The following is a 24,530-nucleotide window of genomic DNA, read 5'->3' as shown; positions in this document are numbered from 1 at the left end:
CATGGCCGTGCCGTCGAGCGGTCGTCCCATGGTCAAGGCCGAGGGCGTGCACAAGTCCTTCGGGCTCGCGCACATCCTCAAGGGCATCGACCTGGAGGTGAACCCGCGCGAGGTGTTCTGCCTGATCGGCCCGTCCGGCTCCGGCAAGTCCACCTTCCTGCGCTGCATCAACCACCTGGAGAAGATCAGCGCGGGCCGGCTGTACGTCGACGGCGACCTGGTCGGCTACCGGCAGAAGGGCGACAAGCTCTACGAGCTCAAGGAGAAGGAGGTCGCGGCGCAGCGGCGGGACATCGGCATGGTGTTCCAGCGCTTCAACCTCTTTCCGCACATGACGGCCGTGGAAAACGTCATGGAAGCGCCCGTGCAGGTCAAGCGCGAGTCCAAGTCCGTCGCCCGGGAACGCGCCGAGCGGCTGCTGGACCGGGTCGGCCTCGGCGACCGCAAGGGCCACTACCCCGCCCAGCTCTCCGGTGGCCAGCAGCAGCGCGTCGCCATCGCCCGCGCGCTGGCGATGGAGCCGAAGCTGATGCTCTTCGACGAGCCGACGTCGGCCCTCGACCCGGAACTGGTGGGCGAGGTCCTGGACGTCATGCGGGACCTGGCGGAGTCGGGCATGACGATGATCGTGGTCACGCACGAGATGGGCTTCGCCCGCGAGGTCGGCGACAGCCTGGTCTTCATGGACGACGGCGTGGTGGTCGAGTCGGGCCACCCGCGCGAGGTCCTGGCGAACCCTCAGCACGAGCGCACGAGGTCGTTCCTGTCCAAGGTGCTCTAGCCAAGGTGCCGTAGACGGCACGGTGGGCAGGCTTCACGACGAAGGGGCGGTACGGATCTTCCGTACCGCCCCTTCGTCGCGCCCCCTACTTCAGCGCCAGCAGCAAGGTGTCCGAAGGCGAGCACCAAACTGGTCGTGCCTCGGCGAAGCCGTGTTCCAGGAGCACCCGTGCGTGCCACTGGGCCGAGGGCATGTCGCCGTCCGCGTGGTCGCCGTAGATCTCGAAGCGGCGGGCGGTCGGGCCGGCGAGGACGGGGTCCTTGGCGGCGAGCTGCCACCACTCGGCCCAGTCGAGGGCGCCGTTGCGCAGGGCCCGGTCCATGCGGGCGTGGCGCTGGGCCGCCTCGGCGGCGTTGATCCGGGGTGTGGTCTCGTCGATCATGTGGTCGGCGTTCATGAAGACGCCGCCGGGGCGGACGAGTCCCGCGACCCGGCCGTAGAGGGCGGCCAGCGGGTCGCTGTGCAGCCAGTGCAGGGCCGTGGCGGTCAGGACGGCGTCGTAGGTGTCGTACGGCAGCCGGGACGGCCAGTCGGGGTCCTTGAGGTCGGCCTCGACGAAGGTGACCCGGTCGTCGCCGTCGAAGGTGCCGCGCGCGATGGCGAGCAGCGCGGGGTCGAGGTCGATTCCGGTGCTGGTGGCGCCGGGGAGGCGCCGCAGCAGCCGGGCCGTGATGCTGCCGGTGCCGCAGGCGAGGTCGAGGACGCGGGGTTCGGTGCCGACGCAGGCCTCGACCATGTCGAGCATGATCCGGAACCGCTCCTCGCGGTCCGGCATGTACCACTCCTGCTGCCGGTCCCAGCTCTCCTGCCAGGCCTGCCAGTCGGTTCCCGTCGTACCGGTTCCGGTCGTGATGGTCATGGAGTCCCCTCTTCTCCGCCCCCGCGTAATACCCTGGGAGCGTAGGCAGCCGTTACTTCCTCCCGCCCATGACCATAGAGCGCCTCGGTAAGGACTACAAGTGGAACTGGCCTATTACTCGGACTATGCCGTACGCCTCGTCAACAGCGAGGAGCCGGCCCGGGGCAAGGACTCCCTGACCTCGGTCGAGGCCGTCCGCGAGATGTTCGGCGCCAACCAGTCGGCGGCCCGCCGCGCCACCGACGCCGACGTGACGCGCTTCCGCTCGGTGCGGGCGCGGCTGAGGTCCGTGTTCGAGGCCGCCGACAAGGGCGACGAGACGCTGGCCGTCGACCTGCTCAACTCCCTGCTCCTGGAGTTCCCGGTGAGCCCGCAGATCTCGGGCCACGACTACCGGGACGACGACGGCCGCCCGCTGTGGCACATGCACCTGGCGGACCACCCGTCGAACGCCACCGCCGGCTTCGCGGCCATCGCGGCGATGGGCCTGGCCTTCCACCTCACCGAGTACGGCGTCGACCGCCTGGGCCTGTGCGAGGCCTCGCCCTGCCGCAACGCCTACCTGGACACCTCCACCAACCGCTCCCGCCGCTACTGCTCCGACCGCTGCGCGACCCGCGCCAACGTCGCGGCCTACCGCGCCCGCAAGCGCCTGGAGGCCGACCGGTCGGGCAGCACGGGCCTGGCCGCCGACAGCGCCCAGCGGGCGAGCGCGAACGGCGAGCGCTGATCGTCCCCGAGCGGACGGTAGCGAAAGCGCACCTTGCCCAGGACCAGGTCCTCCGGGACCGTCCCGTAGTCGGTGCTGTCGCCGCCCGCGTAGGCGTTGTCGCCGAGCACCCACCAGCCGCCCTCACGGCGCTCCACCGCGCGCTTGACGACGAGCAGGTCCTGCTGGAAGGGATGGCGCAGGACCACGACGTCCCCGGGCCTGATCCTGGCCCCGTAATGCACCACGAGACGGTCCCCGTGGTGGAGCGTGGGCACCATGGACGGGCCGGTCACCTCGGCCGTCCCGAAGGGCAGCAGCGCCCTCCCACGCTCGGTGTCCTGCGACAGCTCCGGCATTCCCGGCACCTCCCCGGTACGTTCCTCCACCAGTCTCAGTTTCACCCCGGACTTTTGTCCTAAGCCCATGGGGGCACTCGAGAATTCGGCTCCTGCAGGGAGTAATGTCGCACCTGAGAAGACGATCACGAGGAAGGAATGCTTCATGCTTTCCCGCCTGTTTGCCCCCAAGGTCAAGGTCAGCGCGCACTGCGACCTGCCCTGCGGCGTGTATGACCCGGCCCAGGCCCGCATCGAGGCGGAGTCCGTGAAGGCCGTCCAGGAAAAGATGGCCGGCAACGACGACCCGCACTTCCAGGCGCGTGCCACCGTCATCAAGGAGCAGCGCGCCGAGCTCGCGAAGCACCACGTTTCCGTGCTCTGGAGCGACTACTTCAAGCCCCCGCACTTCGAGAAGTACCCGGAGCTGCACCAGCTGGTCAACGACACCCTGAAGGCCCTGTCGGCCGCCAAGGGCTCGACCGACCCGGCGACCGGCCAGAAGGCTCTGGACTACATCGCCCAGATCGACAAGATCTTCTGGGAGACCAAGAAGGCCTGAACGACGGCCTGAACCGCGGCCTGTTCGCCAGGACCCGCGATCGGTGCACCATCGCAGGTCCACGGGCACCCCGAAGGGGCCCGGCCGGGAAGCCGGCCGGGCCCCTTCGGGGTTCCTACCCGCTCGCGTGGTCGTCCTCCCCCGCCTCCAGAAGCCCAGCCGCCGCGCCCACGATCCGTGGGTCCGGGCTGCCGACGACCTCCTCGTCCTTGTCGGAGTAGGCGAAGCGGGCCAGCACGCTGCGCATGGCCTCGACCCGGGCCCGCTTCTTGTCGTTGCTCTTCACCACCGTCCACGGCGCGTGCTCCGTGTCCGTCTCGCGGAACATGGCGACCTTCGCGGTGGTGTAGTCGTCCCAGCGGTCCAGGGACGCCAGGTCCATGGGGCTGAGCTTCCACTGCCGTACAGGGTCGACCTGACGGATGGTGAAGCGGGTGCGCTGCTCGCCCTGCGAGACCGAGAACCAGAACTTCACCAGATCGATGCCGTCGTCCACGAGCATCCGCTCGAACGCCGGTGCCTGGCGCATGAAGCGCCGGTACTCGTCGTCCGAGCAGAAGCCCATGACCCGCTCGACGCCGGCCCGGTTGTACCAGGACCGGTCGAACATCACGATCTCGCCCGCGGTCGGCAGATGCTGCACGTACCGCTGGAAGTACCACTGACCGCTCTCGCGCTCGGTCGGCTTCTCCAGCGCCACCACCCGGGCGCCCCGCGGATTGAGGTGCTCGGTGAAGCGCTTGATGGTGCCGCCCTTGCCGGCCGCGTCCCGCCCCTCGAAGACGATGACGATCCGGCGTCCCGTCTCCTTGATCCAGCTCTGCAGCTTCAGCAGTTCGATCTGCTGCAGCCGCTTGTGCCACTCGTACTCTTTGCGCTCCATGCGCTGCGGGTACGGGTAGTTCTCCCGCCAGGTGTCGATCGGGGACCCGTCGGGGCGGATGAGCACGGGGTCGTCGGGGTCGCTGTAGTCGACCTTCAGGTCGGCCAGGTCGGACAGCAGGTCCGGCGTCGTCATCCGTTCTCCTCAGCAGCTCGGCGGCTCAGTGGAACTGAGGCACGATCAGGTAGATGCCGTACGCCACCACGGCCGCGCACGCCAGGAAGCACAGGCCCGCCTGGGCCGCGCCGAGGGACGACGTGCCGCCCCCGTCCTCGTGCGCGCCCTCCTCGCGTGCGCCCTCGTAGCGGGCGAGGCCGAGGACGCCGAGGGCGAAGACGACCACCACCGCGACGGTGACCGCGATGCTCACGGCGGTCACCTGGCCCAGCGCGCTCCAGTCCAGATCCATCAAAACCCTCCCTGCCTCAGGCCGCCGTGCCGACGCCGGCCGGCGGTGCGGTGCGGATGGCGACCTCGTGGTGGTCGTTGACGTTGTCGGCGTGCACCGGGTTGCGGCGCGAGAGCAGGACGATGCCCGCGGCGAGCGCGGCGCCCACCAGCGCGACCACGACGGTGCCGAACGTGCCGCCGTGCTTGACGACGCTCGCCGAGACGCCGCCGACCAGAGCGGCGCAGGGCAGCGTGATCAGCCAGGCGGCCACCATGCGTCCCGCGACGCCCCAGCGGACCTCCGCCAGCCGCCGGCCGAGACCCGCGCCGAGGATGGAGCCGGAGGCGACCTGCGTGGTGGACAGGGCGAAGCCGAGGTGGGCGGAGGTCAGGATGACGGCCGTGGAGGCCGTCTCGGCGGCGAAGCCCTGCGGGGACTCGATCTCGGTGAGGCCCTTGCCCATCGTGCGGATGATCCGCCAGCCGCCGAGGTAGGTGCCCAGGCCGATGGCGAGACCGGCGGTGGCGATCACCCACACCGGCGGGCCCGCGTCGTGGTCGAGCGCGCCCGCGGAGATCAGGGTCAGCGTGATGATGCCCATGGTCTTCTGCGCATCGTTCGTGCCGTGCGCGAGGGAGACCAGCGAGGCGGAGCCGATCTGGCCGATCCTGAAGCCCTTGGTGACCGACTTCCTGCGGGCCCGCGTGGTGAGCCGGTACGCGAAGTAGGTGGCGATCAGCGCCGCCACGCCCGCCACGAGCGGCGAGGCGAGGGCGGGGATCAGCACCTTGTCGACCACCTTGTCGAAGTGCACGGCGTCGGCGCCCGCGCCGACCCACACGGCGCCGATCAGCCCGCCGAACAGGGCGTGCGAGGAGCTGGACGGCAGCCCGACCAGCCAGGTCAGCAGGTTCCACAGGATCGCCCCGATCAGCCCCGCGAAGATCATCCCCGGGGTGACGAGTGTGTCGTCGACGATGCCGCCGGAGATCGTCTTGGCGACCTCGGTGGACAGGAACGCACCGACGATGTTGAGGACCCCGCTGATGAGGACGGCGACCTTCGGCTTGAGGGCTCCGGTGGCGATGGACGTGGCCATCGCGTTCGCGGTGTCGTGGAAACCGTTGGTGAAGTCGAAAGCGAGAGCGGTGACGATCACGACCGCCACGAGGAACGTGATGTGGTCCATTCCCTCATGGGAGCAAGCGCTTTTGTACGGCGGGCGAACCGGAGGCAAAGGGCCTGCCAGGTCCGGGCACCCGGCGGGTGAGGACCGTGCGATGCTGATGTGGTGAACCGTGAGGATCTGGTACGGCTGCGCAGGGCGCGCGACCGCATGGACCGCGAGTACGCCGAGCCCCTGGACGTCTCCGCCCTCGCGCGCACCGCGCTGATGTCGGCGGGCCACTTCCAGCGCAGCTTCCGGGACGCCTACGGCGAGACGCCGTACAGCTATCTCATGACACGCCGGGTCGAACGGGCCAAGACCCTGCTGCGCCGCGGCGACATGACGGTGACGGAGGTCTGCATGGCGGTGGGCTGCACCTCGCTCGGGTCGTTCAGCGCGCGCTTCACCGAACTGGTCGGGGAGACGCCGAGTTCCTACCGGGCGCGGTCGCACGAGGAGAGCGCCGAGATCCCGCCGTGCGTGGTGCGCGCGTACACGCGTCCGAGGCGGGCGTGACGCCGGTATCGACCTTAGGTTGGACCCATGGACCTGAAACTGAACAACTGTTTCATCGCCGTCGACGACCACGACAAGGCGATCGCCTTCTACTGCGACGTCCTGGGTCTGGAGATCCGCAACGACGTCAAGTACGAGGGCATGCGGTGGACGACCGTCGGGTCGCCGCTGCAGCCTGACGTGTCGATCGTGCTCGAGCCGCCCGCGGCGAACCCCGACCTCTCGCCCGCCGACCGTGAGGCCATGGAGCAGTTGCTGGCCAAGGGCGTGCTGCGCGCGGTCAACTTCACCACCGAGGACTGCGACGCCCTCTTCGCGCGCGTGCGGGCCTCGGGCGCCGAGGTGCTCCAGGAGCCCACGGACATGCCGTACGGCGTCCGGGACTGCGCGTTCCGCGATCCGGCGGGGAACATGCTGCGGTTCATGGAACGCGCGGGATGAGGCAGGTTCGCTGGGTCTGCGCCTTCATCGACCGTCCGGCCGACGTGTTCGGTGCGGCCGGTGAGTTCTGGACCGCCGTCACGGGCACGCGGCTGTCCGAAGTGCGGGGTGAACACAAGGAGTTCGCGAGGCTCGTGCCCGAGGGGGCGGACGCCTGTCTCAAGCTGCAGGGGGTCGCTTCGGGTCCGGGGGGTGCGCATCTGGACCTGTGCATGGACGACGTTGCGGGGTTCGCCGAGGCGGCCCTGCGTCTCGGGGCCGAGGCGGTCGCCGATCAAGCGGACCTGGTCGTCCTGCGTTCCCCCGCAGGCCAGTTGTTCTGCGCCGTGCCCTGGCAGGGGGAGTCGGTCCGGCCGCCCGTCGTGCACGGCAGCCGCCTCGACCAGATCTGCATCGACATCGCCCCTTCCCGCTACGACGCCGAAATCGCCTTCTGGAGCGCCCTGTTGCCCGACTGGCGGTCCCTCCCCGGCGCGCTCCCCGAGTTCCACGTCCTCGCACCCCCACCCGGCCTGCCCGTCCGCGTCCTCCTCCAACGCGTCGGCGAGGAACGCCCCACCACCGCCCACCTCGACCTCGCCTGCACCGACATCACGACAACCCGCACCACCCACGAACACCTCGGCGCGAAGCACATCACCAACGGCCCCCACTGGACGGTGATGCAGGACCCGACGGGCAGCACATACTGCTTGACGGGCCGCGACCCACAGACGGGCAGGTTGCCGCACTAGGTCCGGGGGCCCTACGCCCCCAACCGCGCCGCCCGCCCCCGCAGATACCTCTTCTCGGGCAGGCTCAGGGTTTTCTCGGCTGCCGACTCGTAGGCGGCGCGGGCCTCTTTGTGGGCGCCGGCGCGTTCCAGGAGGTGGGCGCGGGTGGCGTCGAGGCGGTGGCCCAACTCCGGTTGCAGATGGGTCAGTTCGGCGAGGCCGGCGTGGGGGCCGTGGACCATCGCGACGGCCACGGCGCGGTTGAGGCGTTCGACGGGGCCCGGGACGAGGCGGACCAGCACGTCGTAGAGACCCAGGATCTCCTCCCAGTCGGTCGCGTCCGCCGACGGCGCCTCGTCGTGCACGGCGGCGATGGCCGCGCGCACCTGGTAGGGGCCCGCGCGGCCGCGGGACAGGGCCGAGGTGACCAGTGCGACGCCCTCCTCGATCGCGGCCTTGTCCCAGCGATCGCGGTCCTGTTCGTCGAGGGGCACGAGTTCGCCGCGCGGACCGGTGCGCGCGTCGCGGCGGGCGTCGGTGAGCAGCATCAGGGCCAGCAGCCCGGCCACCTCGCCGTCGTGGGGCAGCAGCCGCTGGACGGTACGGGCCAACCGGACCGCCTCACCGGCCAGTTCACGGCGCTGCAGACTCGCCCCCGACGTCGCCGTATAGCCCTCGTTGAAGATCAGGTACAGCGTGTGCAGCACCGCGGGCAGCCGCGTCTCCCAGCTGTCCGGCCGCCCGAAGCGCACCCCGCGCACCTTCTGCTTGGCCCGGCTGATGCGCTGCGCCATCGTCGCCTCGGGGACCAGATACGCGCGGGCGATCTCCGCCGTCGTCAGTCCGCCGACCGCGCGCAGGGTGAGCGCGATCTGGGCGGGCGGGGTGAGGTCGGGATGGCAGCACAGGAACAGCAGGCTGAGGGTGTCGTCCTCGCGCGGCGCCCGGTCCACGTCCGGCGGCGGTGCCGTCAGCGCTCCCCCGGCCCCCCACGGACCCGGCAGGTGCCCCCACCGCGGAGTCAGCGCCGCCGCCCGCTCCTCCCGCGCCCGCCGCGCCTCCTCCGAGCGCAGCGCGTCGGTCAGCCGCCGCGAGGCCACCTTGATCAGCCAGCCCCGCGGGTTGTCCGGCACACCAGCCGACGGCCACTGCCCGGCCGCCGCCAGCAGCGCCTCCTGTACGGCGTCCTCGGCGGCGTCGAAGTGCCCGTACCGCCGCACCAGCGCGCCGAGGACCTGCGGCGCGTGCAGGCGCAGCAGGTCCTCGACATCGGCGTGCTCGTCCATGGGTGCGCCCGGACGCCGGCGACCGCTCACACGTCCGCGGAACCGTCGGCGATGGGCCGGATCACCACGGGGTAGGTGGGCGCCCCGGCGGGCTGGGGGCACTGCAGGATGCGCTCGGCGATCTCCGTGACGCGCTCCAGGCTCGCGCAGTCCAGGACCCAGTAGCCGGCCAGCAGTTCCTTGGTCTCACTGTACGGCCCGTCCGTGATCACGCTCTTGCCGCCGTCGCCGGGGCCCACCAGACGGGTCCTGGCCGGCTCGGTCAGGCCCTGTCCGTCGACCATCTCGCCGCTCTCGGCGAGGTCGTTGTTGAGGGCGCCCATGAAGGCGTACATGGCCTGGATGTCCTCCTGGCTCCAGGCCGGGGAGTGCTCGTTGGCCTTCCCCTGCATGGCCTCGTAGTCCGCCTGCGTGCCCTGCACCATGACCAGGTACTTCATCGCTTGACTCCTTCGCTCTCGCCGCCCGTCAGGGGCGGCTCTCACGGGGGACGTCGGAGCCGGGCCGGGATTCTCGACACCGGGTTCGGGAAATTCTCGACGCGAAGTTCACGATCTTTGCGACGTGCCGCGACGTGCCGTTCAGGATGTCTGCGGGGCCGTCTCCTCGGGCTCCTCACCGGCCCCGGCGCCGGAGCCGGCGGGGCGCTGCCGGACCCCCGGGTCCTGGTCCGGGTCCTCGTCCTGGTCCTTGGGGACGTAGGCCTCGCACGAGCGATTGCGGCAGGGACCCGCCACCCAGCGCGGGACCCACGCACCCAGCGTCTTGTAACGCCTGATGACGGTCTCCACGGGCTGTCCGCACACCGGACAGACGTGCTCAGAGCTGTCCATGCCTTCAGCGTAGGCCGGTCAGCGCTTGCGTGCGTAGGTGCGGACGAGAGCGCCGTTCTTGAACGTGCGCACCGACTCCAGCGTGAAGTCGGTGATCGCGAAGCCGCTGCCGAACATCGGCATGCCGGAGCCGTACACCTGCGGATATGTCTTGATGACCAACTCGTCGATCTCGTCGAGCAGTTCACCGGCGAGCTGGGAGCCGCCGCACAGGTACACGCCGAGATCGCCGTCCTCCGCCTTCAGCGCGCGGACCCGGCCCACCACGTCCTCCGCGATGATCTCGACGTCCGGGTCCGGTGACGTCTTGAGGGTGCGCGAGGCCACGTACTGGCGCATATGGGCGTAGGGGCTGGTGATGCCCTCGCGCAGCGCGACGTCGTAGCTGGCCCGGCCCTGGACGATCGTGTCGAAGCGCTTGTTCGGCAGGTCGTCCAGGCCGAGCGGGCGGCGGCCGTGGGTGGGCAGGGTCTCGGGGTACTCCGTCGTGAGGAACGCGAAGAACTCCTCGTCCACGAAGGCGTACATGGACGAGGCGTCGCCGTCCGGATCCCCGATGAACCCGTCGATGGAGCAGGCGATGAAGTAGGTGAGCTTGCGCATGCCGTTCTCCTTCCTCGGGTTCCTCGGGTCAGGCGCGCGGGTCGCGCCACATCGGCCACATCTGCGGGCCGTCGGGGAGGTCGAGGGGGCCGCCCGCGACCTCGAAGCCCAGGCGCTGGTACAGGTCGCGGCTGCGGGCGTTGCTGGCCTCCAGATAGGCGGCCAGGCCCTCGCGGTCGCAGCGGTCCAGGACGTGCCGGACGAGCGCCGTGCCCAGCCCCTCGCCCTGCCGCTCCGGCGTCACGCCGATCATCCACAGGTACTCGTGCGCCCGCCCGGCGGGATGCACCTCGGCCGTGAGACGGCCGATCAGCTCGATGCGTTCGTTGCCGGGGTCGATGGCTTCCCGAAGCTGCGCGAACCCCCCGTCGTCCTTCGGGCCCTCGCCCCCGTCCCCGCCGTCGTGCTGCCCGGCGGGCACCGACAGCCACAGCGCGCAGGCACTGTCGTCCTCGGTGATGTCGATCCGGCCCTCGTCCAGCACGATCTCGGTGAACGCGGCCATCAGCTCGGGATGGGTCCTACGGCGGTACTCGGTCCCGGGAAAGATCCAGCTGCTGACCGGATCGCTCTGAAAGGCCGCGTCCAGCAGCCGTACGACCAGCTCCCGGTCCCCCTCGTCCGCGGTGCGGATCGCCACGCCCATGCCCCGTCCCTTCAGCCTCAACCGATGTCGGCCGTACGGCTGTTGAGCCTATAGGGGTGGCGGGCCCCGCACACCGTGGGGATGTGCGGGACCCGCCGGGCCGGAGCCACGGTGACCGTGCGGGGTCAGGAGCCGCACGGCCCCGGCGGGCTCCGGGGTCCGGGTGACGGCGGTCAGGTGCTGCGCCGCGTCACGTACTCCAGCAGGGCGAGCAGTCCGCCGGCCTCCGCCGGGTCGGCGACCGCCCGGGACAGCTCGTGCATCGCGCGGGCCATCCGGTCGGCGGCCTGGACCTGCGCCCAGTCCCGTCCACCGGCCCGCTCGACGGCGAGCGCCGTACGCGCGATCTCCTCCCCGTCCTGCGCCTCGCCCTCCTTGCCGTACGGCATCGCGTACAGCTCGGCGAGCTCCGAGGCGGCCGGGGTGCCCGAGGTGAGGGCGGCGACCACGGGCAGGGACTTCTTGCGGGCCGCCAGGTCGGAGCCGGCGGGCTTTCCGGTGCGCCGTGGATCGCCCCATATGCCGATGACGTCGTCGATGAGCTGGAAGGCGAGCCCGGCCTCACGGCCGAACGCGTCCAGCGCCGCCACGTCCTCGCCGGGCGCTCCGGCATACAGCGCGCCCACGGCGCAGGCGCAGCCGATCAGTGCGCCCGTCTTGGCCTCGGCCATGGTCAGCACCTCGTCGAGGGTGACGTCGCCGGGGCCGCGCCGCTCCATCGCCGTGTCCGCGTGCTGGCCCGCGCAGAGCTCCACGACGCAGGCCGCGAGCCGGGCGGAGGCCGGGGCGGCCGCCGGGTGCGGGTCCTCGGCGAGCAGCCCGAGGGCCAGGGCCTGCAGGGCGTCCCCGGCGAGGATCGCGTCGGTGTCGCCGAACACGGTCCAGGCGGTGGGCCGGTGCCTGCGGGTGGTGTCCCGGTCCATCACGTCGTCGTGCAGCAGCGTGAAGTTGTGCACCAGCTCCACCGCCGCGGCCGCCCGCAGGGCCGCCTCGCGCGCCGCCGGACCGCCGAGCGCGGCGGCCGCGGTCAGGACGAGCGCCGGACGGATCGCCTTGCCCGGGTTGCCCGCCGCCGGTGTGCCGTCCGCGTGCTCCCAGCCGAAGTGGTAGAGCGCGATCCGGCGCATGGAGCCGGGCAGCGCGTCGATGGCCAGGCGCAGTTCCGGGTCGACCGACGCCCTGGTGCGCTCCAGGATCACGGCCGCCTCGTGCCGGTCGGGCGACTGTGCGCCCGTGCGGTGCTTCGCCTCCGTGAGGAACTCGGCCATGGGATCTCCCTCGGTCAGTTCGCGGACGGTGGCGCTTCCGCTGCGGCTGGGCGCATACGACCGGGTAGTACCCAACCCGGCGGGCGGAGACACGGTTTCCGGGTGCCGAAACGTCACCTCCAGCGGCCGATCTCGACGTTCTCCAGCACTCCGAGCGCGTCCGGCACCAGGACTGCTGCCGAGTAGTACGCCGTCACCAGATAGCTGATGATCGCCTGTTCGTTGATGCCCATGAAGCGCACGGACAGGCTCGGCTCGATCTCGTCCGGGATGCCGGACTGCCGCAGCCCGATGACGCCCTGCTCGTCCTCGCCGGTACGCATGGCGATGATCGAGGACGTGCGCGCCTCGGTGACCGGGATCTTGTTGCACGGGTAGATCGGCACACCGCGCCAGGTCGGGATGCGGTTTCCGGCCACGTCGACGGTCTCGGGGACGAGTCCGCGCTTGTTGAGCTCGCGGCCGATGGCGGAGATCGCGCGCGGGTGGGCGAGGAGCATCTTGGTGCCGCGGCGCCGGCTGAGCAGTTCGTCCAGGTCGTCGGGGCTCGGCACACCGTCGTGCGGCTGCAGCCGCTGGTCGTACTCGCAGTTGTGCAGCAGGCCGAACTCGCGGTTGTTGACCAGCTCGTGCTCCTGGCGCTCCTTCAACGCCTCGACGGTGAGCCTGAGTTGCTGCTCGGTCTGGTTCATGGGCTGGTTGTAGAGGTCCGCCACGCGCGAGTGGATGCGCAGCACGGTCTGGGCGATGCTCAGTTCGTACTCGCGCGGCCGGGCCTCGTAGTCGACGAAGGTGTGCGGGATGTCCGGCTCGCCGCTGTGGCCCGCGGCGAGTTCGACGGCCTTCTCGCCGTACTTGTTGGTGCGCTGCTCGGGGATCGCGCGCAGCTGCCGGAGGTGCTCGCGCAGGGAGTCGGCGCGCTCGGCGATCTGGTCGACGTCCTGGCGGGAGAGGGACAGCACGGTGCAGGCGGTGTCCGCGCGGGCCGTGTACTCCCAGATGGCGTCCGGGTCGAGCAGGGCGGCCTCGCCCAGGTAGGCGCCGTCGGCGAGGACACCGAGCACCGCGTCGTCGCCGTAGGGGCCCGTGCCGATCTTCTCGATCCTGCCGTGGGCCAGCAGATGGACCTCGTCGGTCCGGCTGCCGAACGAGGCGATCACGGAACCCGGCGCGAACTCCTGCTGGCGGCAGCGCTGAGCGAGTTCGGCGAGCACCTCCTCGTCCTCGAAGGAGCGCAGCGCCGGCAGCTCGCCGAGCTCGGCGGGGATGACCTCGACCCGGTCGCCGGTCTTCACGAACGTGATGCGGCCGTCCCCGACGGCGTAGGTCAGTCGCCGGTTCACCCGGTACGTGCCGCCCTGGACGTCGACCCATGGCAGATTGCGCAGCAGCCAGCGGGAGCTGATCTCCTGCATCTGGGGCGCGGACTTGGTGGTGGTGGCCAGGTTCCGTGCGGCAGCGGTGCCGAGACTCTGCTGCGGCTTGCCCTGCTCCGAACGGACCTCTTCGCCTACCGACATATGAGAATTGCCCTCCCGGTCATGCGGCGACGCGCACGGCGCCGTGCATCGCGACTTGCACTGACCAGCCTTTCATCACGGAGCGTGCCGGTGCTATTACACGAATGAGCGGGGTTGGATCTTCGCGTGACTGGGCACATACGGGGCTCCCGTACAGCGGCGAGCGGCAGCGGAGTTGGCCGGAATCGCACCCTCGCCCTGCGAACCATGTGTGACCGCATGCTCACTTTCGGTACAACACCCGGCATGGACAGGTCGCGTCGGGCGACCGTCGGCACGGCACGAAGGAGCCGGTCATGGCCACACCCATGTCCGCGGGCAGTTTCCTGAAGGATCTGCGGGCCCAGGGCCTCACGGTCGTCGAGGTCGGCGACTGGGAACATCACAATCGCAACCACAAGGGCCCCTGGGGCCCGGTGCACGGCGTGATGATCCACCACACGGTGACGAGAGGCAGCGAGGCAACGGTCGACATCTGCAGGGACGGCTACGCCGGGCTGCCCGGCCCGCTGTGCCACGGCGTCATCACCAAGGACGGCAGAGTCCACCTCGTCGGCTACGGCCGCGCCAACCACGCCGGCCTCGGCGACGACGACGTACTGCGCGCGGTGATCGCCGAGAAGGCGCTTCCGCACGACAACGAGGCGAACACCGACGGCAATCGTCACTTCTACGGCTTCGAGTGCGAGAACCTCGGCGACGGGAAGGACCCGTGGCCCGAGGCGCAGCTGACGGCGATCGAGAAGGCGGCCGCCGCGGTGTGCCGCCACCACGGGTGGACGGAGCGGTCGGTGATCGGACACCTGGAGTGGCAGCCGGGAAAGGTGGATCCCCGGGGCTTCACGATGGCCTGGCTGAGGGAGCGGGTGCGCGAGCGTCTGAAGTAGCCGCCGCCCGGCATGCGACGGCGCCGGTGCGCGCGTGACAATGCCGGCATGAGCAGCCCGGACCCCTTCGACCTCGCCGCCCTGCGCCCCCGGCTGCCCTCACCCCTGCAGCACGTCGAGGACGACCGCTTCGCCCGGCGCGGTCTGCGTCTCGTCCTCAAGCGCGACGACCTGATCCACCCGGAGCTGATCGGCAACAAGTGGCGCAAGCTCGCGCCCAATCTGGCCGCCGCGCACGGCCGTACGGTCCTCACCTTCGGCGGCGCCCACTCCAACCACCTGCGCGCCACGGCCGCCGCGGGCCGCCTGCTGGGGCTGCCCACGGTGGGTGTGGTCCGCGGCCACGAGCTGGCCGACCGCCCCTTCAACCCCTCCCTGGCCCGGTGCGCGGCGAACGGCATGCGGCTGCACTTCGTGGACAGGGCGACGTACCGCCGCAAGACCGAACCGGCCACCCTCGCGCGCGTGCTGCGCGCGGCGGGCGCCGAGGAGGCGTACGTCGTCCCGGAGGGCGGCAGCAACTCCGAGGCCGTGCGCGGCTGCCGGGCCCTGGGCCAGGAGCTGCGCGGCCATGCCGATGTCGTCGCCCTCGCCTGCGGCACCGGCGGCACGCTCGCCGGACTGGCGGCGGGCCTGGCCCCCGGTCAGCGGGCGCTCGGCGTGCCCGTCCTCAAGGGCGGCTTCCTGACCGCCGACACGGAGGCACTCCAGAAGCGTGCCTTCGGCGGCCGGTGCGGCGACTGGTCTCTCGACGACCGCTTCCATTTCGGCGGCTACGCGCGCGTGCCCGCCGAACTCGACGCCTTCGCCGAGGACTTCGAGGAGCGTCACGGAGTCCCGGTGGAACGTCTCTATGTCGCCAAGTTGCTCTACGGACTTGTCGCCCTCGCCGACGAGGGCGCCTTCGCGCGCGGCACGACGGTCGCCGCCGTGATCACCGGACGGCCCTTCCCGTAGGCCCTGGACACCGCGGATCTACTCCGTCTCCCGGTAGGCCGCCGCCTCCTCCAGGTCCAGCCTGCGCAGCAGGGTCCGCAGCATCTCGTCGTCGATGTAGCGGCCGTCCCGCAGCCGTACGAACATCGCGCGTTCGGCGCCGATCATCTCCCGGGAGAGCCGGCGGTAGGTGTCGTCGACGGACTCACCGGTGACCGGGTTGACCTGCCCGAGGCGCTCCCAGACGGCGTTGCGGCGGCGCTCCAGGACCTGGCGGAGGCGCTCGGCGAGCGGCGGCGGCAGGGCGTTGCGCTCGTCGTCGAGCAGCTCGTCCAGGCGCTGTTCGGCGACCCGGGAGGCCTGCGCCTGCGCGTTGGCCTCCGCGAGGGTCTCGGCCTGGGCGTCCCGGCCGGGGAACCTCAGCCAGCGGATCACCGGGGCCAGGGTGAGGCCCTGCACCACCAGGGTTCCGATGACCGTCGTGAAGGTCAGGAAGAGGATCAGGTTGCGCTGCGGGAAGGGGTCGCCGCCGTGCACGGTGAGCGGGATCGAGAAGGCGATGGCCAACGAGACCACGCCCCGCATCGCGGCCCAGGAGGTGACGATCGGCCCTCTCCAGGTGGGGTTGTCCTCGCGTTCCCTGATCCGCCGCGAGAGCATCCGGGGCACGAACGTGCCCGGATAGACCCACACGAAGCGGCTCACCACGACCACCAGGAAGACGACCACCGCGTACCAGGCCGCGTCGACGCCCTCGTACTCGCCAAGACCCCGCAGGACGACGGGCAGTTGCAGACCGATGAGCGCGAACACGGCCGATTCCAGGACGAATGCGACCATCTTCCACACGGCCTCCTCCTGGAGGCGGGTGGCGAAGTCGACCTCCCAGTTGCGGTGTCCGATGTAGAGCGCGACGACCACGACCGCGAGGACACCGGAGGCGTGCACCTGCTCGGCAACGGCGTACGCCACGAAGGGGATCAGCAGGGACATCGTGTTCTGCAGCAGCGCCTCCTTCACGTGCGTGCGCAGCCAGTGGATCGGCGCCATCAGCACCAGCCCCACCACCACGCCGCCGACGGCCGCCAGCAGGAACTCGCCGATGCCGCCGATCCAGGAGGCGCCCTCGCCGACGGCCGCCGCGACGGCCACCCGGTACGCGGTGATCGCGGTGGCGTCGTTCAGCAGCGACTCGCCCTGCAGGATCGTGGTGATCCGGGACGGCAGCCCCACCCGGCGGGCGACCGCCGCCGCCGCGACCGCGTCCGTCGGCGCCACGACCGCACCGAGCACCAGCGCGGCGGGCAACGGCAGTTCCGGCACGACGAGATAGACGATCCAGCCCACGACGAAGGTCGCGAAGAGCACGTACCCCACCGACAGCAGCGCCACCGGCCGCACCGTGGCCCGCAGATCGAGGTACGAGCTCTCGACCGCCTCCTTGTGCAGCAACGGCGGCAGCACCAGGGGCAGCACGATCTCGGGATCGAGCGTGTAGTCCGGCACCCCGGGCAGATACGAGACGGCCAGACCCACCGCGACGAGCAGCAGCGGGGCCGGGACAGGGGTGCGCCGGGCGGCAGCGGCGACCGCCGCGCTCCCCGCCACCAGCAACAGCAGCGGCATCACGTCCATCGTCCTCGCCCGCCCTCGTTTTTCCGCGCGGTCATCCGCACAGCCGTCGTAATCTGGCAATCATGAAAGAGTGCACGCACGCCGACGCGCTGCCAGAACCGACACCCGGTCCACTGAGCGAGACGTGCCTGGAGTGTCTGAAGGACGGCACCCACCCCGTTCAGCTGCGGCAGTGCCTCACCTGCGGCCACATCGGCTGCTGCGACTCCTCGCCGAACCGGCACGCGACGGAGCACCACAAGGACTCCGGGCATCCGATCATGCGGACCTTCGAGCCCGGCGAGGAATGGCGTTGGTGCTTCCTGGACCACGTTCTCGTGTGACCCTGGACGACCGGAGACGACCCACGGGCCGACGGTTCGACCGTCTGACGTCTGGGTACGTCAACCCGGCGCGCGTTCTTCCCAATTGGAGCCGCAGACCCCTAGACACGGAGCGTATCCACAGTTTTACTGTGAGTGACGGCAAGGGGTTGGGTCCCGGGGACAGAAACTTGAGAGCGCGATAGCGTCACCGCTGAACCACACATCGCGTTATCCCGGGGGGCGACCCTCGGCCCCGATTAGCTTGTACCACTTGGAGGTGAGGGTGTCCCAGATCGCAGGCGAGCCCGCGACCCAGGACTTCGTGGAAGTCCGGCTGCCGGCTGCGGGTGCCTACCTGTCGGTGCTGCGTACGGCGACTGCCGGCCTCGCCGCCCGCTTGGACTTCACCCTGGACGAGATCGAGGACCTGCGCATCGCGGTCGACGAGGCCTGCGCGATCCTGCTGCAGCAGGCCGTGCCCGGCTCGGTCCTCAGCTGTGTCTTCCGACTCGTCGACGACTCGCTCGAGGTCACTGTCTCGGCCCCGACCACGGACGGCCATGCCCCCTCGCGGGACACCTTCGCCTGGACCGTCCTGTCCGCTCTCGCGGGCAAGGTCTCCTCCGCGGTCGACGAGGACAAAACCGTTTCGATCAGCCTCTACAAACAGCGCGGCGCGGGACCCGGGCCGGCGTGAGGACAGGGGACGGGCCGGTGCGTGACGAAGAGCGCGGCACACGTGAGCTGCCGGCCGAGGGCACAGGCGGGTCCCGACGCATGCGGGACGCCGCCGGCGGCACCGACGGGATGGACGGCATCCCCGAGCAGGCCCGGCCGCATCCGGAGGACGACTCCACGGAGTTCGCCGCCCCGGACGACGGGCAGCGGGATCGGGAAGGTGCCGTGCAGAGCACGCCCCTGGACGGGCCGTACGGGGTCACCCCGGTCCGAGCGGAGGCGAGGGCTCGGAGAAGGGCGACGGGCGGAACGATGAGCGAGCACGAGCGAAACGCCGAGGGCGACGGCCAGGAACAGCAGGGCGTGCAGCAGGCCACACAGCACGACGCGCAGGACCGCAGCGGAGCCCGCGCCATGTTCGTCGAGCTGCGCACGCTGAAGGACGGCAGCCCGGAGTACGCGGAGCTGCGCAACAAGCTGGTCCGTATGCACCTGCCGCTCGTCGAGCACCTCGCACGCCGCTTCCGCAACCGCGGCGAGCCGCTGGACGACCTCACCCAGGTCGCCACCATCGGCCTGATCAAGTCCGTCGACCGCTTCGACCCGGAGCGCGGCGTCGAGTTCTCGACGTACGCGACCCCGACGGTCGTCGGCGAGATCAAGCGGCACTTCCGTGACAAGGGCTGGGCGGTGCGGGTGCCGCGGCGGCTGCAGGAGCTGCGCCTCGCGCTCACCACGGCGACCGCCGAGCTCTCCCAGCAGCACGGCCGCTCCCCCACGGTCCACGAGCTCGCCGAGAAGCTGGCGATCTCGGAGGAGGAGGTCCTGGAGGGCCTGGAGTCGGCGAACGCCTATTCCACGCTGTCCCTGGACGTCCCCGACACCGACGACGAGTCCCCGGCGGTGGCGGACACCCTGGGCGCGGAGGACGAGGCCCTGGAGGGTGTCGAGTACCGCGAGTCGCTCAAGCCGCTGCTGGAGGACCTGCCGCCGCGGGAGAAGCGCATCCTGCTGCTGCGCTTCTTCGGCAACATGACCCAGTCGCAGATCGCGCAGGAGGTCGGCATCTCCCAGATGCACGTCTCCCGACTGCTGGCCCGCACGTTGGCGCAGCTGCGCGAGAAGCTCCTGGTGGAGGAGTAGAACGCCGCACGAAGAAGGCACGAAGAAGGCGCAAAGACGAACGAAGAAGCACGCAGAAAGCGAGAGCGGCCTGCGGAGGCGCTCCTACCGTTCGCCGTCCTGTGCGCGACCCGGGCCCCGGATCCCGAGGGCCTGGGTCGTCGCCGGATTGATCAGCAGAACCAGCGCCGCCACGGCGACGACCGCGATCACGATGCCCGCCGGGATGGCCACGCTGTCGGCCTGGAGCAGGTTGTAGGCCACCGGCAGCGCCATGATCTGGGTGATGACGGCGGGACCACGGCTCCAGCTGCGCCGGGCGAGCAGTCCGCGGGCGGCCAGCAGCGGCAGCAGCGCGAGGACGACGAGCGTGATGCCGCCGGTGACGGCGGAGCGGCGGTCGTCCGGATTGCCGGTGAGCCCTTCGACGAGCATCCACACGCCCCCGACGACCAGCGCGAGCCCCTCCAGAGCGGCGAGGGCCGCGGCATACGTCAGGCGGCGCGGGCGGGGGCCGGCCTCTTCCTCGGCGGTGGCGGGGGTCTTCTCACTGGTCACCTCTGAAGGGTAGCCCCGGGGACGCGAGCCACCGCGGCGAGGTTGAGGCGGGCGCCCGTGGTGAGGCTCACGCCCTCACCTCTTACCTGATCCCTACCTCGCCCTGTGCCCGGTACTTCCCAGTAGGTACGCTGCCATTCATGCGTGCACTTCTCGTGGTCAACCCGGCAGCCACCACCACAAGCGCACGTAGGCGCGACGTCCTGATCCACGCGCTCGCGAGCGAGATGAAACTCGAGGCGGTCACCACCGAGTACCGCGGCCATGCGCGCGACCTGGGCCGGCAGGCGGCGGAGAGCCGGGACATCGACCTGGTCGTGGCCCTCGGCGGCGACGGCACGGTCAACGAGGTGGTCAACGGCCTGCTGCACGCCGGTCCCGACCCGGACAACCTCCCCCGTCTCGCCGTGGTCCCCGGCGGCTCCACCAATGTCTTCGCCCGTGCCCTGGGTCTGCCCAACGACGCCGTGGACGCGACCGGCGCCCTGCTGGACGCCCTGCGCGAGGGCAGCGAACGCACCGTCGGCATGGGCATCGCCGGGGGCACCCCGGGCACCGAGGACGAGGCGGTGCCGGACCGCTGGTTCACCTTCTGCGCGGGGCTCGGTTTCGACGCGGGCGTGGTCGGGCGGGTCGAGCAGCAGCGCGAGCGGGGCAAGAAGTCCACGCACGCCCTCTATCTGCGCCAGGTCGCACGCCAGTTCCTCCAGGAACCGAACCGCCGGCACGGCACCATCACGCTGGAGCGGCCGGGCCAGGACCCGGTGACCGATCTGGTGCTGTCCATAGTCTGCAACACCTCGCCGTGGACGTATCTGGGCAATCGTCCGGTGTACGCGGCGCCTAAGGCCTCGTTCGACACCGGGCTCGATGTGCTGGGTCTCAGCCGTATGTCGACGGTCGCGGTTGCCCGGTATGCGACCCAGTTGCTCACTTCGTCCCCCGAGCGCGGACCCCATGGCAAGCACGCGGTGACGATGCACGACCTGGACCGGTTCACCTTGCATTCGAAGGTCCCTCTGCCCCTTCAGATGGACGGCGACCACCTGGGGCTGCGTACGAGCGTGACGTTCACAGGCGTACGCCGTGCACTGCGTGTGATTGTGTGAGCAGAAAGGGCGGAAGTCCTTTCACTCGAACGTTTAGGCCAGGATCCACCCCATGGAAGTACGGCTGTGACCTAGTCGACACCGAGGAATCAAAAAAAACTTTCCGGAAGGGGTTGTATCCGCCGCTGAGGTTTGCGAGTCTCTACGTGGCGGTCGGGACAGCCCGCAAGACCGGCGTCCACAGACCACCGGAACCCCTCTTCAACCCCAAGGACCACGACAGGGCTACCTGTCGGGCGGCCCTTCACTTGTTGAGGGATTCGTGAAAGCGTTCACATTCACAAGCACCTGCATGTAATACCAAGGAGAGGTAGCAGCCATGGACTGGCGTCACAACGCCGTTTGCCGCGAGGAAGACCCCGAGCTCTTCTTCCCCATCGGCAACACCGGTCCTGCGCTGCTGCAGATCGAGGAAGCCAAGGCCGTCTGCCGCCGCTGCCCCGTTATGGATCAGTGTCTGCAGTGGGCGCTCGAGTCCGGTCAGGACTCCGGCGTCTGGGGTGGTCTCAGCGAGGACGAGCGCCGCGCGATGAAGCGCCGCGCCGCTCGCAACCGGGCCCGTCAGGCCTCCGCCTGACACACCCGCCCCGCACAGCCTGAGCTTGGCGGCGCGTACAGCGAGTACGCATCTCCCGCCCCCGAGCCGCAGCGCGCAGTACCCCCGATGCGCAGCACAAGCTGGCAACGAGCATTTCAGCCCCGGACCTTGAGGGTCCGGGGCTTCTTGCTGCGCTACTTGTGCGCCTTGCTGCGCTACTTGTGCGCCGGCACCGGCACGTCCAGGATCACCCGCGTGCCCCGCTCCGGCGCCGGGACCATGTCGAAGGTGCCGCCCAACTCCCCCACCACCAGCGTCCGTACGATCTGCAGTCCCAGATTGCCGGAGGTGTGCGGGTCGAAGCCCTCGGGCAGTCCGACGCCGTCGTCCTGGACGGTCACCAGCAGGCGGGACTCCTTCGCGGTGCCGCCGCGGACCGCGGAGACCTCGACCGTGCCGGTCTCGCCCTCGCGGAAGCCGTGTTCGAGGGCGTTCTGCAGAACCTCCGTCAGGACCATCGACAGCGGGGTGGCCACCTCGGCGTCCAGGATGCCGAAGCGGCCGCTGCGCCGGCCGGTGACCTTGCCCGGGGAGATCTCGGCGACCATCGCCAGCACCCGGTCGGCGATCTCGTCGAACTCCACGCGCTCGTCCAGGTTCTGAGAGAGCGTCTCGTGCACGATCGCGATCGATCCGACCCGGCGGACCGCCTCTTCGAGGGCGTCGCGGCCGCGCTCGGACTCGATGCGCCGGGCCTGCAGCCGCAGCAGGGCGGCGACCGTCTGCAGGTTGTTCTTCACCCGGTGGTGGATCTCCCGGATGGTCGCGTCCTTGGTGATCAACTCGCGCTCGCGGCGCCGCAGTTCGGTGACGTCGCGGAGCAGTACGAGCGAACCGATGCGGGTGCCCTTGGGTTTGAGCGGGATCGCGCGGAACTGGATGACCCCGTCGTGCGCCTCGATCTCGAACTCGCGCGGCGCCCATCCGCTGGCCACCTTGGCCAGCGCCTCGTCCACCGGCCCGCGGGTCGGGGCGAGTTCGGCGGTGGTCAGGCCGAGGTTCTGGCCGACGAGGTCGGAGGCGAGGCCCATGCGGTGGTACGCGGAGAGGGCGTTCGGGGAGGCGTACTGGACGGTGCCGTCCGCGTCGAGGCGGATCAGGCCGTCGCCGACGCGCGGGGCGGCGTCCATGTCCATCTGCTGGTTCGCGAACGGGAAGGAGCCGGCCGCGATCATCTGCGCCAGGTCCGAGGCGCTCTGGAGGTACGTCAGTTCCAGCCGGCTCGGGGTGCGCACGGTCAGCAGGTTGGTGTTGCGCGCGATGACGCCGAGGACGCGTCCCTCCCGTCGTACCGGAATCGACTCGACCCGGACGGGGACCTCCTCGCGCCATTCGGGATCGCCCTCGCGCACGATCCGGCCCTCGTCGAGTGCCGCGTCCAGCATGGGGCGGCGGCCGCGCGGGACGAGGTGGCCGACCATGTCGTCCTGGTACGAGGTGGGGCCGGTGTTGGGCCGCATCTGGGCGACGGACACATAGCGGGTGCCGTCGCGGGTCGGGACCCACAGGACGAGGTCGGCGAAGGAGAGGTCGGACAGCAGCTGCCACTCCGACACCAGCAGATGGAGCCACTCGAGGTCGGAGTCGTCGAGTGCGGTGTGCTGGCGGACCAGTTCGTTCATGGAGGGCACATCCGTGAGCGTACCTGGCGGTATGTGCGCCCCAGAAACACCCGCGGGCCGCGGCGCCTGGGAGGGACCCTCAACCCTCCCGGCACCGCAGCCCGGAGCAGCATCGGCCGTGGGGTGTGCGGTCCCGGTCGGCCGAAGGGTGAGGAGCCGGGGCAGTCAGGGCAGAGAGCTCCGGTTCCTCCGTCCGTCCTCCTGTGCGGGGAAGACGGAAGTCTCTTCGTACTGCGTCGTTCTGCTGAACGCTACTTCAATTGTGGACTAGACCACTAGGTGTGTCCATGCGTTGGAGCCTGTTCGTTGTTGTCTTTTCTTCCGGCGGTCCCCAACGGATCACATGCCCTGGTATCCAGCACGCAGCCTAGCCCGCGGGGGTTCATGTGCGGGGCCAGACGGCCATGGCGAGGTGCGCGAGCGCGGCGGTGTCGGTGCCCTCCGGCAGCTCGCCCGCCGCGACGCCCTCCTCGGTACGACGTTCGTACGCGGCGATGTCGGCCGTGCGCCGGTCGCGCAGCAGGGCCTCGACATCGGGGCTGGGGCCACGACCTCCTCGAACAGGGCGCGCTTGTCGCCGAAGGCCGCGTACAGACTCGGCGCTCCGATGCCCATGACGCGGGTGAGGTCGGAGACGGTGGTCGCCTCGTAGCCGTGTTCCCAGAAGGCCTGTATAGCGGATGCCAGAAAATCCGCCCTCTGGGGCGCGGCACCCAATTCTGCTAGATTGGTCTAAACCACAGAGCCCTTCAGATCGGCAGGCCCAGCGTGGAAGTTGTCATCGTTCCGGATGCCAGGTCGGGCGGCGAGCTCATCGCCGAGGCCATGGCGCAGCTGCTGAGGCGCAGGCCCGCCGCCCTGCTCGGCGTGGCCACCGGCTCGACCCCGCTGCCCATCTACGAGGCGCTGGCGGCGAAGGTGCGCTCGGGTGCCGTGGACACCTCGCAGGCGCGGATCGCGCAGCTCGACGAGTACGTGGGGCTGCCGGCCGAGCATCCGGAGTCCTACCGCTCGGTGCTCAGGCGCGAGGTGCTGGAGCCGCTCGGCATCGGGATGGACGCGTTCATGGGGCCGGACGGGACGGCCGAGGACGTACAGGGGGCGTGCGAGGCGTACGACCGGGCGCTGGCGGAGGCCGGCGGGGTGGATCTGCAGCTGCTCGGGATCGGGACCGACGGGCACATCGGGTTCAACGAGCCCTGCTCGTCGCTGGCCTCGCGCACCCGGATCAAGACGCTGACCGAGCAGACCCGGATCGACAACGCGCGCTTCTTCGACGGCGACATCGAACAGGTGCCGCATCACGTCATCACCCAGGGCATCGGGACGATCCTGGAGGCCCGGCACCTGGTGCTGCTCGCGACAGGCGAGGGCAAGGCGGACGCGGTCGCCGCGACCGTGGAGGGGCCGGTCGCCGCGGTCTGCCCCGCATCCGCGCTGCAGCTCCACCCGCATGCGACGGTCGTGGTCGACGACGCCGCCGCGTCCAAGCTGAAGCTGGCGGACTACTTCCGGCACACCTACGCCAACAAGCCCGAGTGGCAGGGGATCTGAGCCGCCCCT

Annotated in this window: 29 protein-coding genes and 1 pseudogene; 14 read left to right on the top strand and 16 right to left on the bottom strand. The window is 70.4% G+C overall.

Annotated features, from left to right (window positions below; all coding sequences use genetic code 11):
* Nucleotides 1-28: 28 nt before the first annotated feature.
* A complete protein-coding gene (locus MQN93_RS25565) occupies nt 29-781 on the top strand; it encodes an amino acid ABC transporter ATP-binding protein (RefSeq protein WP_051183709.1) in 753 nt (250 codons plus the stop codon).
* Nucleotides 782-866: 85 nt separating this feature from the next.
* On the opposite strand, the gene MQN93_RS25560 is transcribed toward MQN93_RS25565, so the two are convergent.
* The gene (locus tag MQN93_RS25560; RefSeq protein ID WP_242711405.1) at nt 867-1,640 is read right to left on the bottom strand and encodes a class I SAM-dependent methyltransferase; all 774 of its coding nucleotides are present in this window, start codon (nt 1,638-1,640) and stop codon (nt 867-869) included.
* 100 nt (nt 1,641-1,740) lie between these two features.
* On the opposite strand from MQN93_RS25560, the gene MQN93_RS25555 reads away from it, so the two are divergent.
* Nucleotides 1,741-2,370: a CGNR zinc finger domain-containing protein gene (locus tag MQN93_RS25555; RefSeq protein ID WP_016437946.1), complete on the top strand. Its 630-nt coding sequence runs from the start codon at nt 1,741-1,743 to the stop codon at nt 2,368-2,370.
* Here MQN93_RS25555 and sodX read toward each other — a convergent pair.
* Nucleotides 2,274-2,708 (bottom strand): nickel-type superoxide dismutase maturation protease, encoded by a 435-nt coding sequence (gene sodX / locus MQN93_RS25550; protein WP_037783633.1) that lies wholly within the window; start codon nt 2,706-2,708, stop codon nt 2,274-2,276. The two genes, MQN93_RS25555 and sodX, sit on opposite strands and share 97 nt — an antisense overlap.
* A 145-nt stretch (nt 2,709-2,853) precedes the next feature.
* Here sodX and sodN point away from each other — a divergent pair, with 145 nt between their 5' ends.
* Nucleotides 2,854-3,249, top strand: a complete 396-nt coding sequence (gene sodN / locus MQN93_RS25545; protein WP_003992892.1) for a superoxide dismutase, Ni — start codon at nt 2,854-2,856, stop codon at nt 3,247-3,249.
* A gap of 115 nt (nt 3,250-3,364) precedes the next feature.
* On the opposite strand, the gene ppk2 is transcribed toward sodN, so the two are convergent.
* From ppk2 to MQN93_RS25530, 3 genes are read right to left on the bottom strand one after another with little or no spacing between them, the layout of a single operon-like run.
* Nucleotides 3,365-4,267 carry a polyphosphate kinase 2 gene (gene ppk2 / locus MQN93_RS25540; RefSeq protein ID WP_242711404.1) on the bottom strand — a complete coding sequence of 301 codons (903 nt, stop codon included), beginning with the start codon at nt 4,265-4,267 and terminating at the stop codon, nt 3,365-3,367.
* A gap of 25 nt (nt 4,268-4,292) precedes the next feature.
* A complete protein-coding gene (locus MQN93_RS25535; RefSeq protein ID WP_016437943.1) occupies nt 4,293-4,541 on the bottom strand; it encodes a hypothetical protein in 249 nt (82 codons plus the stop codon).
* A gap of 16 nt (nt 4,542-4,557) precedes the next feature.
* Nucleotides 4,558-5,712 carry an inorganic phosphate transporter gene (locus MQN93_RS25530; RefSeq protein WP_242711403.1) on the bottom strand — a complete coding sequence of 385 codons (1,155 nt, stop codon included), beginning with the start codon at nt 5,710-5,712 and terminating at the stop codon, nt 4,558-4,560.
* A gap of 102 nt (nt 5,713-5,814) precedes the next feature.
* Between MQN93_RS25530 and MQN93_RS25525 the strand changes: the two genes are divergently transcribed.
* Genes MQN93_RS25525 through MQN93_RS25515 form a run of 3 tightly spaced genes read left to right on the top strand, consistent with a single transcriptional unit; the run spans nt 5,815 to nt 7,382 of the window.
* On the top strand, nt 5,815-6,207 hold the full coding sequence (locus MQN93_RS25525) for a helix-turn-helix transcriptional regulator (protein ID WP_037783697.1): 393 nt from the start codon (nt 5,815-5,817) through the stop codon (nt 6,205-6,207).
* 27 nt (nt 6,208-6,234) lie between these two features.
* Nucleotides 6,235-6,648, top strand: a complete 414-nt coding sequence (locus tag MQN93_RS25520) for a VOC family protein (protein WP_016437940.1) — start codon at nt 6,235-6,237, stop codon at nt 6,646-6,648.
* A complete protein-coding gene (locus tag MQN93_RS25515; RefSeq protein WP_242711402.1) occupies nt 6,645-7,382 on the top strand; it encodes a VOC family protein in 738 nt (245 codons plus the stop codon). Before MQN93_RS25520 ends, MQN93_RS25515 begins: the two co-directional genes overlap by 4 nt.
* Before the next feature lie 11 nt (nt 7,383-7,393).
* Here the strand turns inward: MQN93_RS25515 and MQN93_RS25510 are convergent, their stop codons facing one another.
* The 7 genes from MQN93_RS25510 to MQN93_RS25480 form a co-directional block, all read right to left on the bottom strand.
* On the bottom strand, nt 7,394-8,647 hold the full coding sequence (locus MQN93_RS25510) for an RNA polymerase sigma factor (protein ID WP_242711401.1): 1,254 nt from the start codon (nt 8,645-8,647) through the stop codon (nt 7,394-7,396).
* Between the two features lie 26 nt (nt 8,648-8,673).
* The gene (locus tag MQN93_RS25505) at nt 8,674-9,087 is read right to left on the bottom strand and encodes a YciI family protein (RefSeq protein ID WP_016437937.1); all 414 of its coding nucleotides are present in this window, start codon (nt 9,085-9,087) and stop codon (nt 8,674-8,676) included.
* A 141-nt stretch (nt 9,088-9,228) separates the two neighbouring features.
* Nucleotides 9,229-9,480 (bottom strand): hypothetical protein, encoded by a 252-nt coding sequence (locus MQN93_RS25500; RefSeq protein WP_242711400.1) that lies wholly within the window; start codon nt 9,478-9,480, stop codon nt 9,229-9,231.
* A gap of 18 nt (nt 9,481-9,498) precedes the next feature.
* Nucleotides 9,499-10,083, bottom strand: a complete 585-nt coding sequence (locus MQN93_RS25495; protein ID WP_016437935.1) for a dihydrofolate reductase family protein — start codon at nt 10,081-10,083, stop codon at nt 9,499-9,501.
* 28 nt (nt 10,084-10,111) lie between these two features.
* Complete coding sequence (locus MQN93_RS25490) at nt 10,112-10,729, bottom strand: GNAT family N-acetyltransferase (protein WP_016437934.1); 618 nt, start codon at nt 10,727-10,729, stop codon at nt 10,112-10,114.
* Between the two features lie 173 nt (nt 10,730-10,902).
* Nucleotides 10,903-11,997 (bottom strand): family 2 encapsulin nanocompartment cargo protein polyprenyl transferase, encoded by a 1,095-nt coding sequence (locus MQN93_RS25485; protein WP_016437933.1) that lies wholly within the window; start codon nt 11,995-11,997, stop codon nt 10,903-10,905.
* A gap of 113 nt (nt 11,998-12,110) precedes the next feature.
* Nucleotides 12,111-13,517, bottom strand: a complete 1,407-nt coding sequence (locus tag MQN93_RS25480; protein ID WP_242711399.1) for a family 2B encapsulin nanocompartment shell protein — start codon at nt 13,515-13,517, stop codon at nt 12,111-12,113.
* A 296-nt stretch (nt 13,518-13,813) separates the two neighbouring features.
* On the opposite strand from MQN93_RS25480, the gene MQN93_RS25475 reads away from it, so the two are divergent.
* Nucleotides 13,814-14,404 carry an N-acetylmuramoyl-L-alanine amidase gene (locus MQN93_RS25475; RefSeq protein WP_016437931.1) on the top strand — a complete coding sequence of 197 codons (591 nt, stop codon included), beginning with the start codon at nt 13,814-13,816 and terminating at the stop codon, nt 14,402-14,404.
* Between the two features lie 48 nt (nt 14,405-14,452).
* On the top strand, nt 14,453-15,361 hold the full coding sequence (locus MQN93_RS25470) for a 1-aminocyclopropane-1-carboxylate deaminase/D-cysteine desulfhydrase (RefSeq protein ID WP_242711398.1): 909 nt from the start codon (nt 14,453-14,455) through the stop codon (nt 15,359-15,361).
* 18 nt (nt 15,362-15,379) lie between these two features.
* Here MQN93_RS25470 and MQN93_RS25465 read toward each other — a convergent pair whose 3' ends face one another.
* On the bottom strand, nt 15,380-16,975 hold the full coding sequence (locus tag MQN93_RS25465) for a Na+/H+ antiporter (RefSeq protein WP_242711397.1): 1,596 nt from the start codon (nt 16,973-16,975) through the stop codon (nt 15,380-15,382).
* 62 nt (nt 16,976-17,037) lie between these two features.
* On the opposite strand from MQN93_RS25465, the gene MQN93_RS25460 reads away from it, so the two are divergent.
* The 3 genes from MQN93_RS25460 (at nt 17,038) to MQN93_RS25450 (ending at nt 19,101) form a co-directional block, all read left to right on the top strand.
* Complete coding sequence (locus MQN93_RS25460; protein ID WP_278191165.1) at nt 17,038-17,298, top strand: UBP-type zinc finger domain-containing protein; 261 nt, start codon at nt 17,038-17,040, stop codon at nt 17,296-17,298.
* 265 nt (nt 17,299-17,563) lie between these two features.
* Nucleotides 17,564-17,977, top strand: coding sequence for an ATP-binding protein (locus MQN93_RS25455; RefSeq protein ID WP_004925829.1), 414 nt, complete (start codon nt 17,564-17,566; stop codon nt 17,975-17,977).
* A gap of 17 nt (nt 17,978-17,994) precedes the next feature.
* Complete coding sequence (locus MQN93_RS25450; protein ID WP_078516775.1) at nt 17,995-19,101, top strand: RNA polymerase sigma factor SigF; 1,107 nt, start codon at nt 17,995-17,997, stop codon at nt 19,099-19,101.
* Nucleotides 19,102-19,185: 84 nt separating this feature from the next.
* On the opposite strand, the gene MQN93_RS25445 is transcribed toward MQN93_RS25450, so the two are convergent.
* The gene (locus tag MQN93_RS25445) at nt 19,186-19,638 is read right to left on the bottom strand and encodes a hypothetical protein (protein ID WP_016437926.1); all 453 of its coding nucleotides are present in this window, start codon (nt 19,636-19,638) and stop codon (nt 19,186-19,188) included.
* A gap of 140 nt (nt 19,639-19,778) precedes the next feature.
* Between MQN93_RS25445 and MQN93_RS25440 the strand changes: the two genes are divergently transcribed.
* Complete coding sequence (locus MQN93_RS25440) at nt 19,779-20,747, top strand: diacylglycerol/lipid kinase family protein (RefSeq protein ID WP_016437925.1); 969 nt, start codon at nt 19,779-19,781, stop codon at nt 20,745-20,747.
* Between the two features lie 319 nt (nt 20,748-21,066).
* Complete coding sequence (locus tag MQN93_RS25435; protein WP_006142322.1) at nt 21,067-21,324, top strand: WhiB family transcriptional regulator; 258 nt, start codon at nt 21,067-21,069, stop codon at nt 21,322-21,324.
* 176 nt (nt 21,325-21,500) lie between these two features.
* On the opposite strand, the gene MQN93_RS25430 is transcribed toward MQN93_RS25435, so the two are convergent.
* Together MQN93_RS25430 and MQN93_RS25425 are read right to left on the bottom strand one after the other, a co-directional pair.
* Entirely contained in the window at nt 21,501-22,967 is a 1,467-nt protein-coding gene (locus tag MQN93_RS25430) for a sensor histidine kinase (protein ID WP_016437924.1), read from the bottom strand.
* Between the two features lie 382 nt (nt 22,968-23,349).
* Nucleotides 23,350-23,684: pseudogene (locus MQN93_RS25425) on the bottom strand (helix-turn-helix domain-containing protein).
* Nucleotides 23,685-23,735: 51 nt separating this feature from the next.
* On the opposite strand from MQN93_RS25425, the gene nagB reads away from it, so the two are divergent.
* Nucleotides 23,736-24,521, top strand: a complete 786-nt coding sequence (gene nagB / locus MQN93_RS25420) for a glucosamine-6-phosphate deaminase (RefSeq protein WP_242711396.1) — start codon at nt 23,736-23,738, stop codon at nt 24,519-24,521.
* Nucleotides 24,522-24,530 lie beyond the last annotated feature (9 nt).

This window comes from Streptomyces spinosisporus (genome assembly GCF_022698145.1).
Taxonomy (GTDB): Bacteria; Actinomycetota; Actinomycetes; order Streptomycetales; family Streptomycetaceae; genus Streptomyces; species Streptomyces spinosisporus.
Note: the sequence above shows the minus strand (reverse complement) of the source record. Positions and strands in the feature narration are given on the sequence as shown.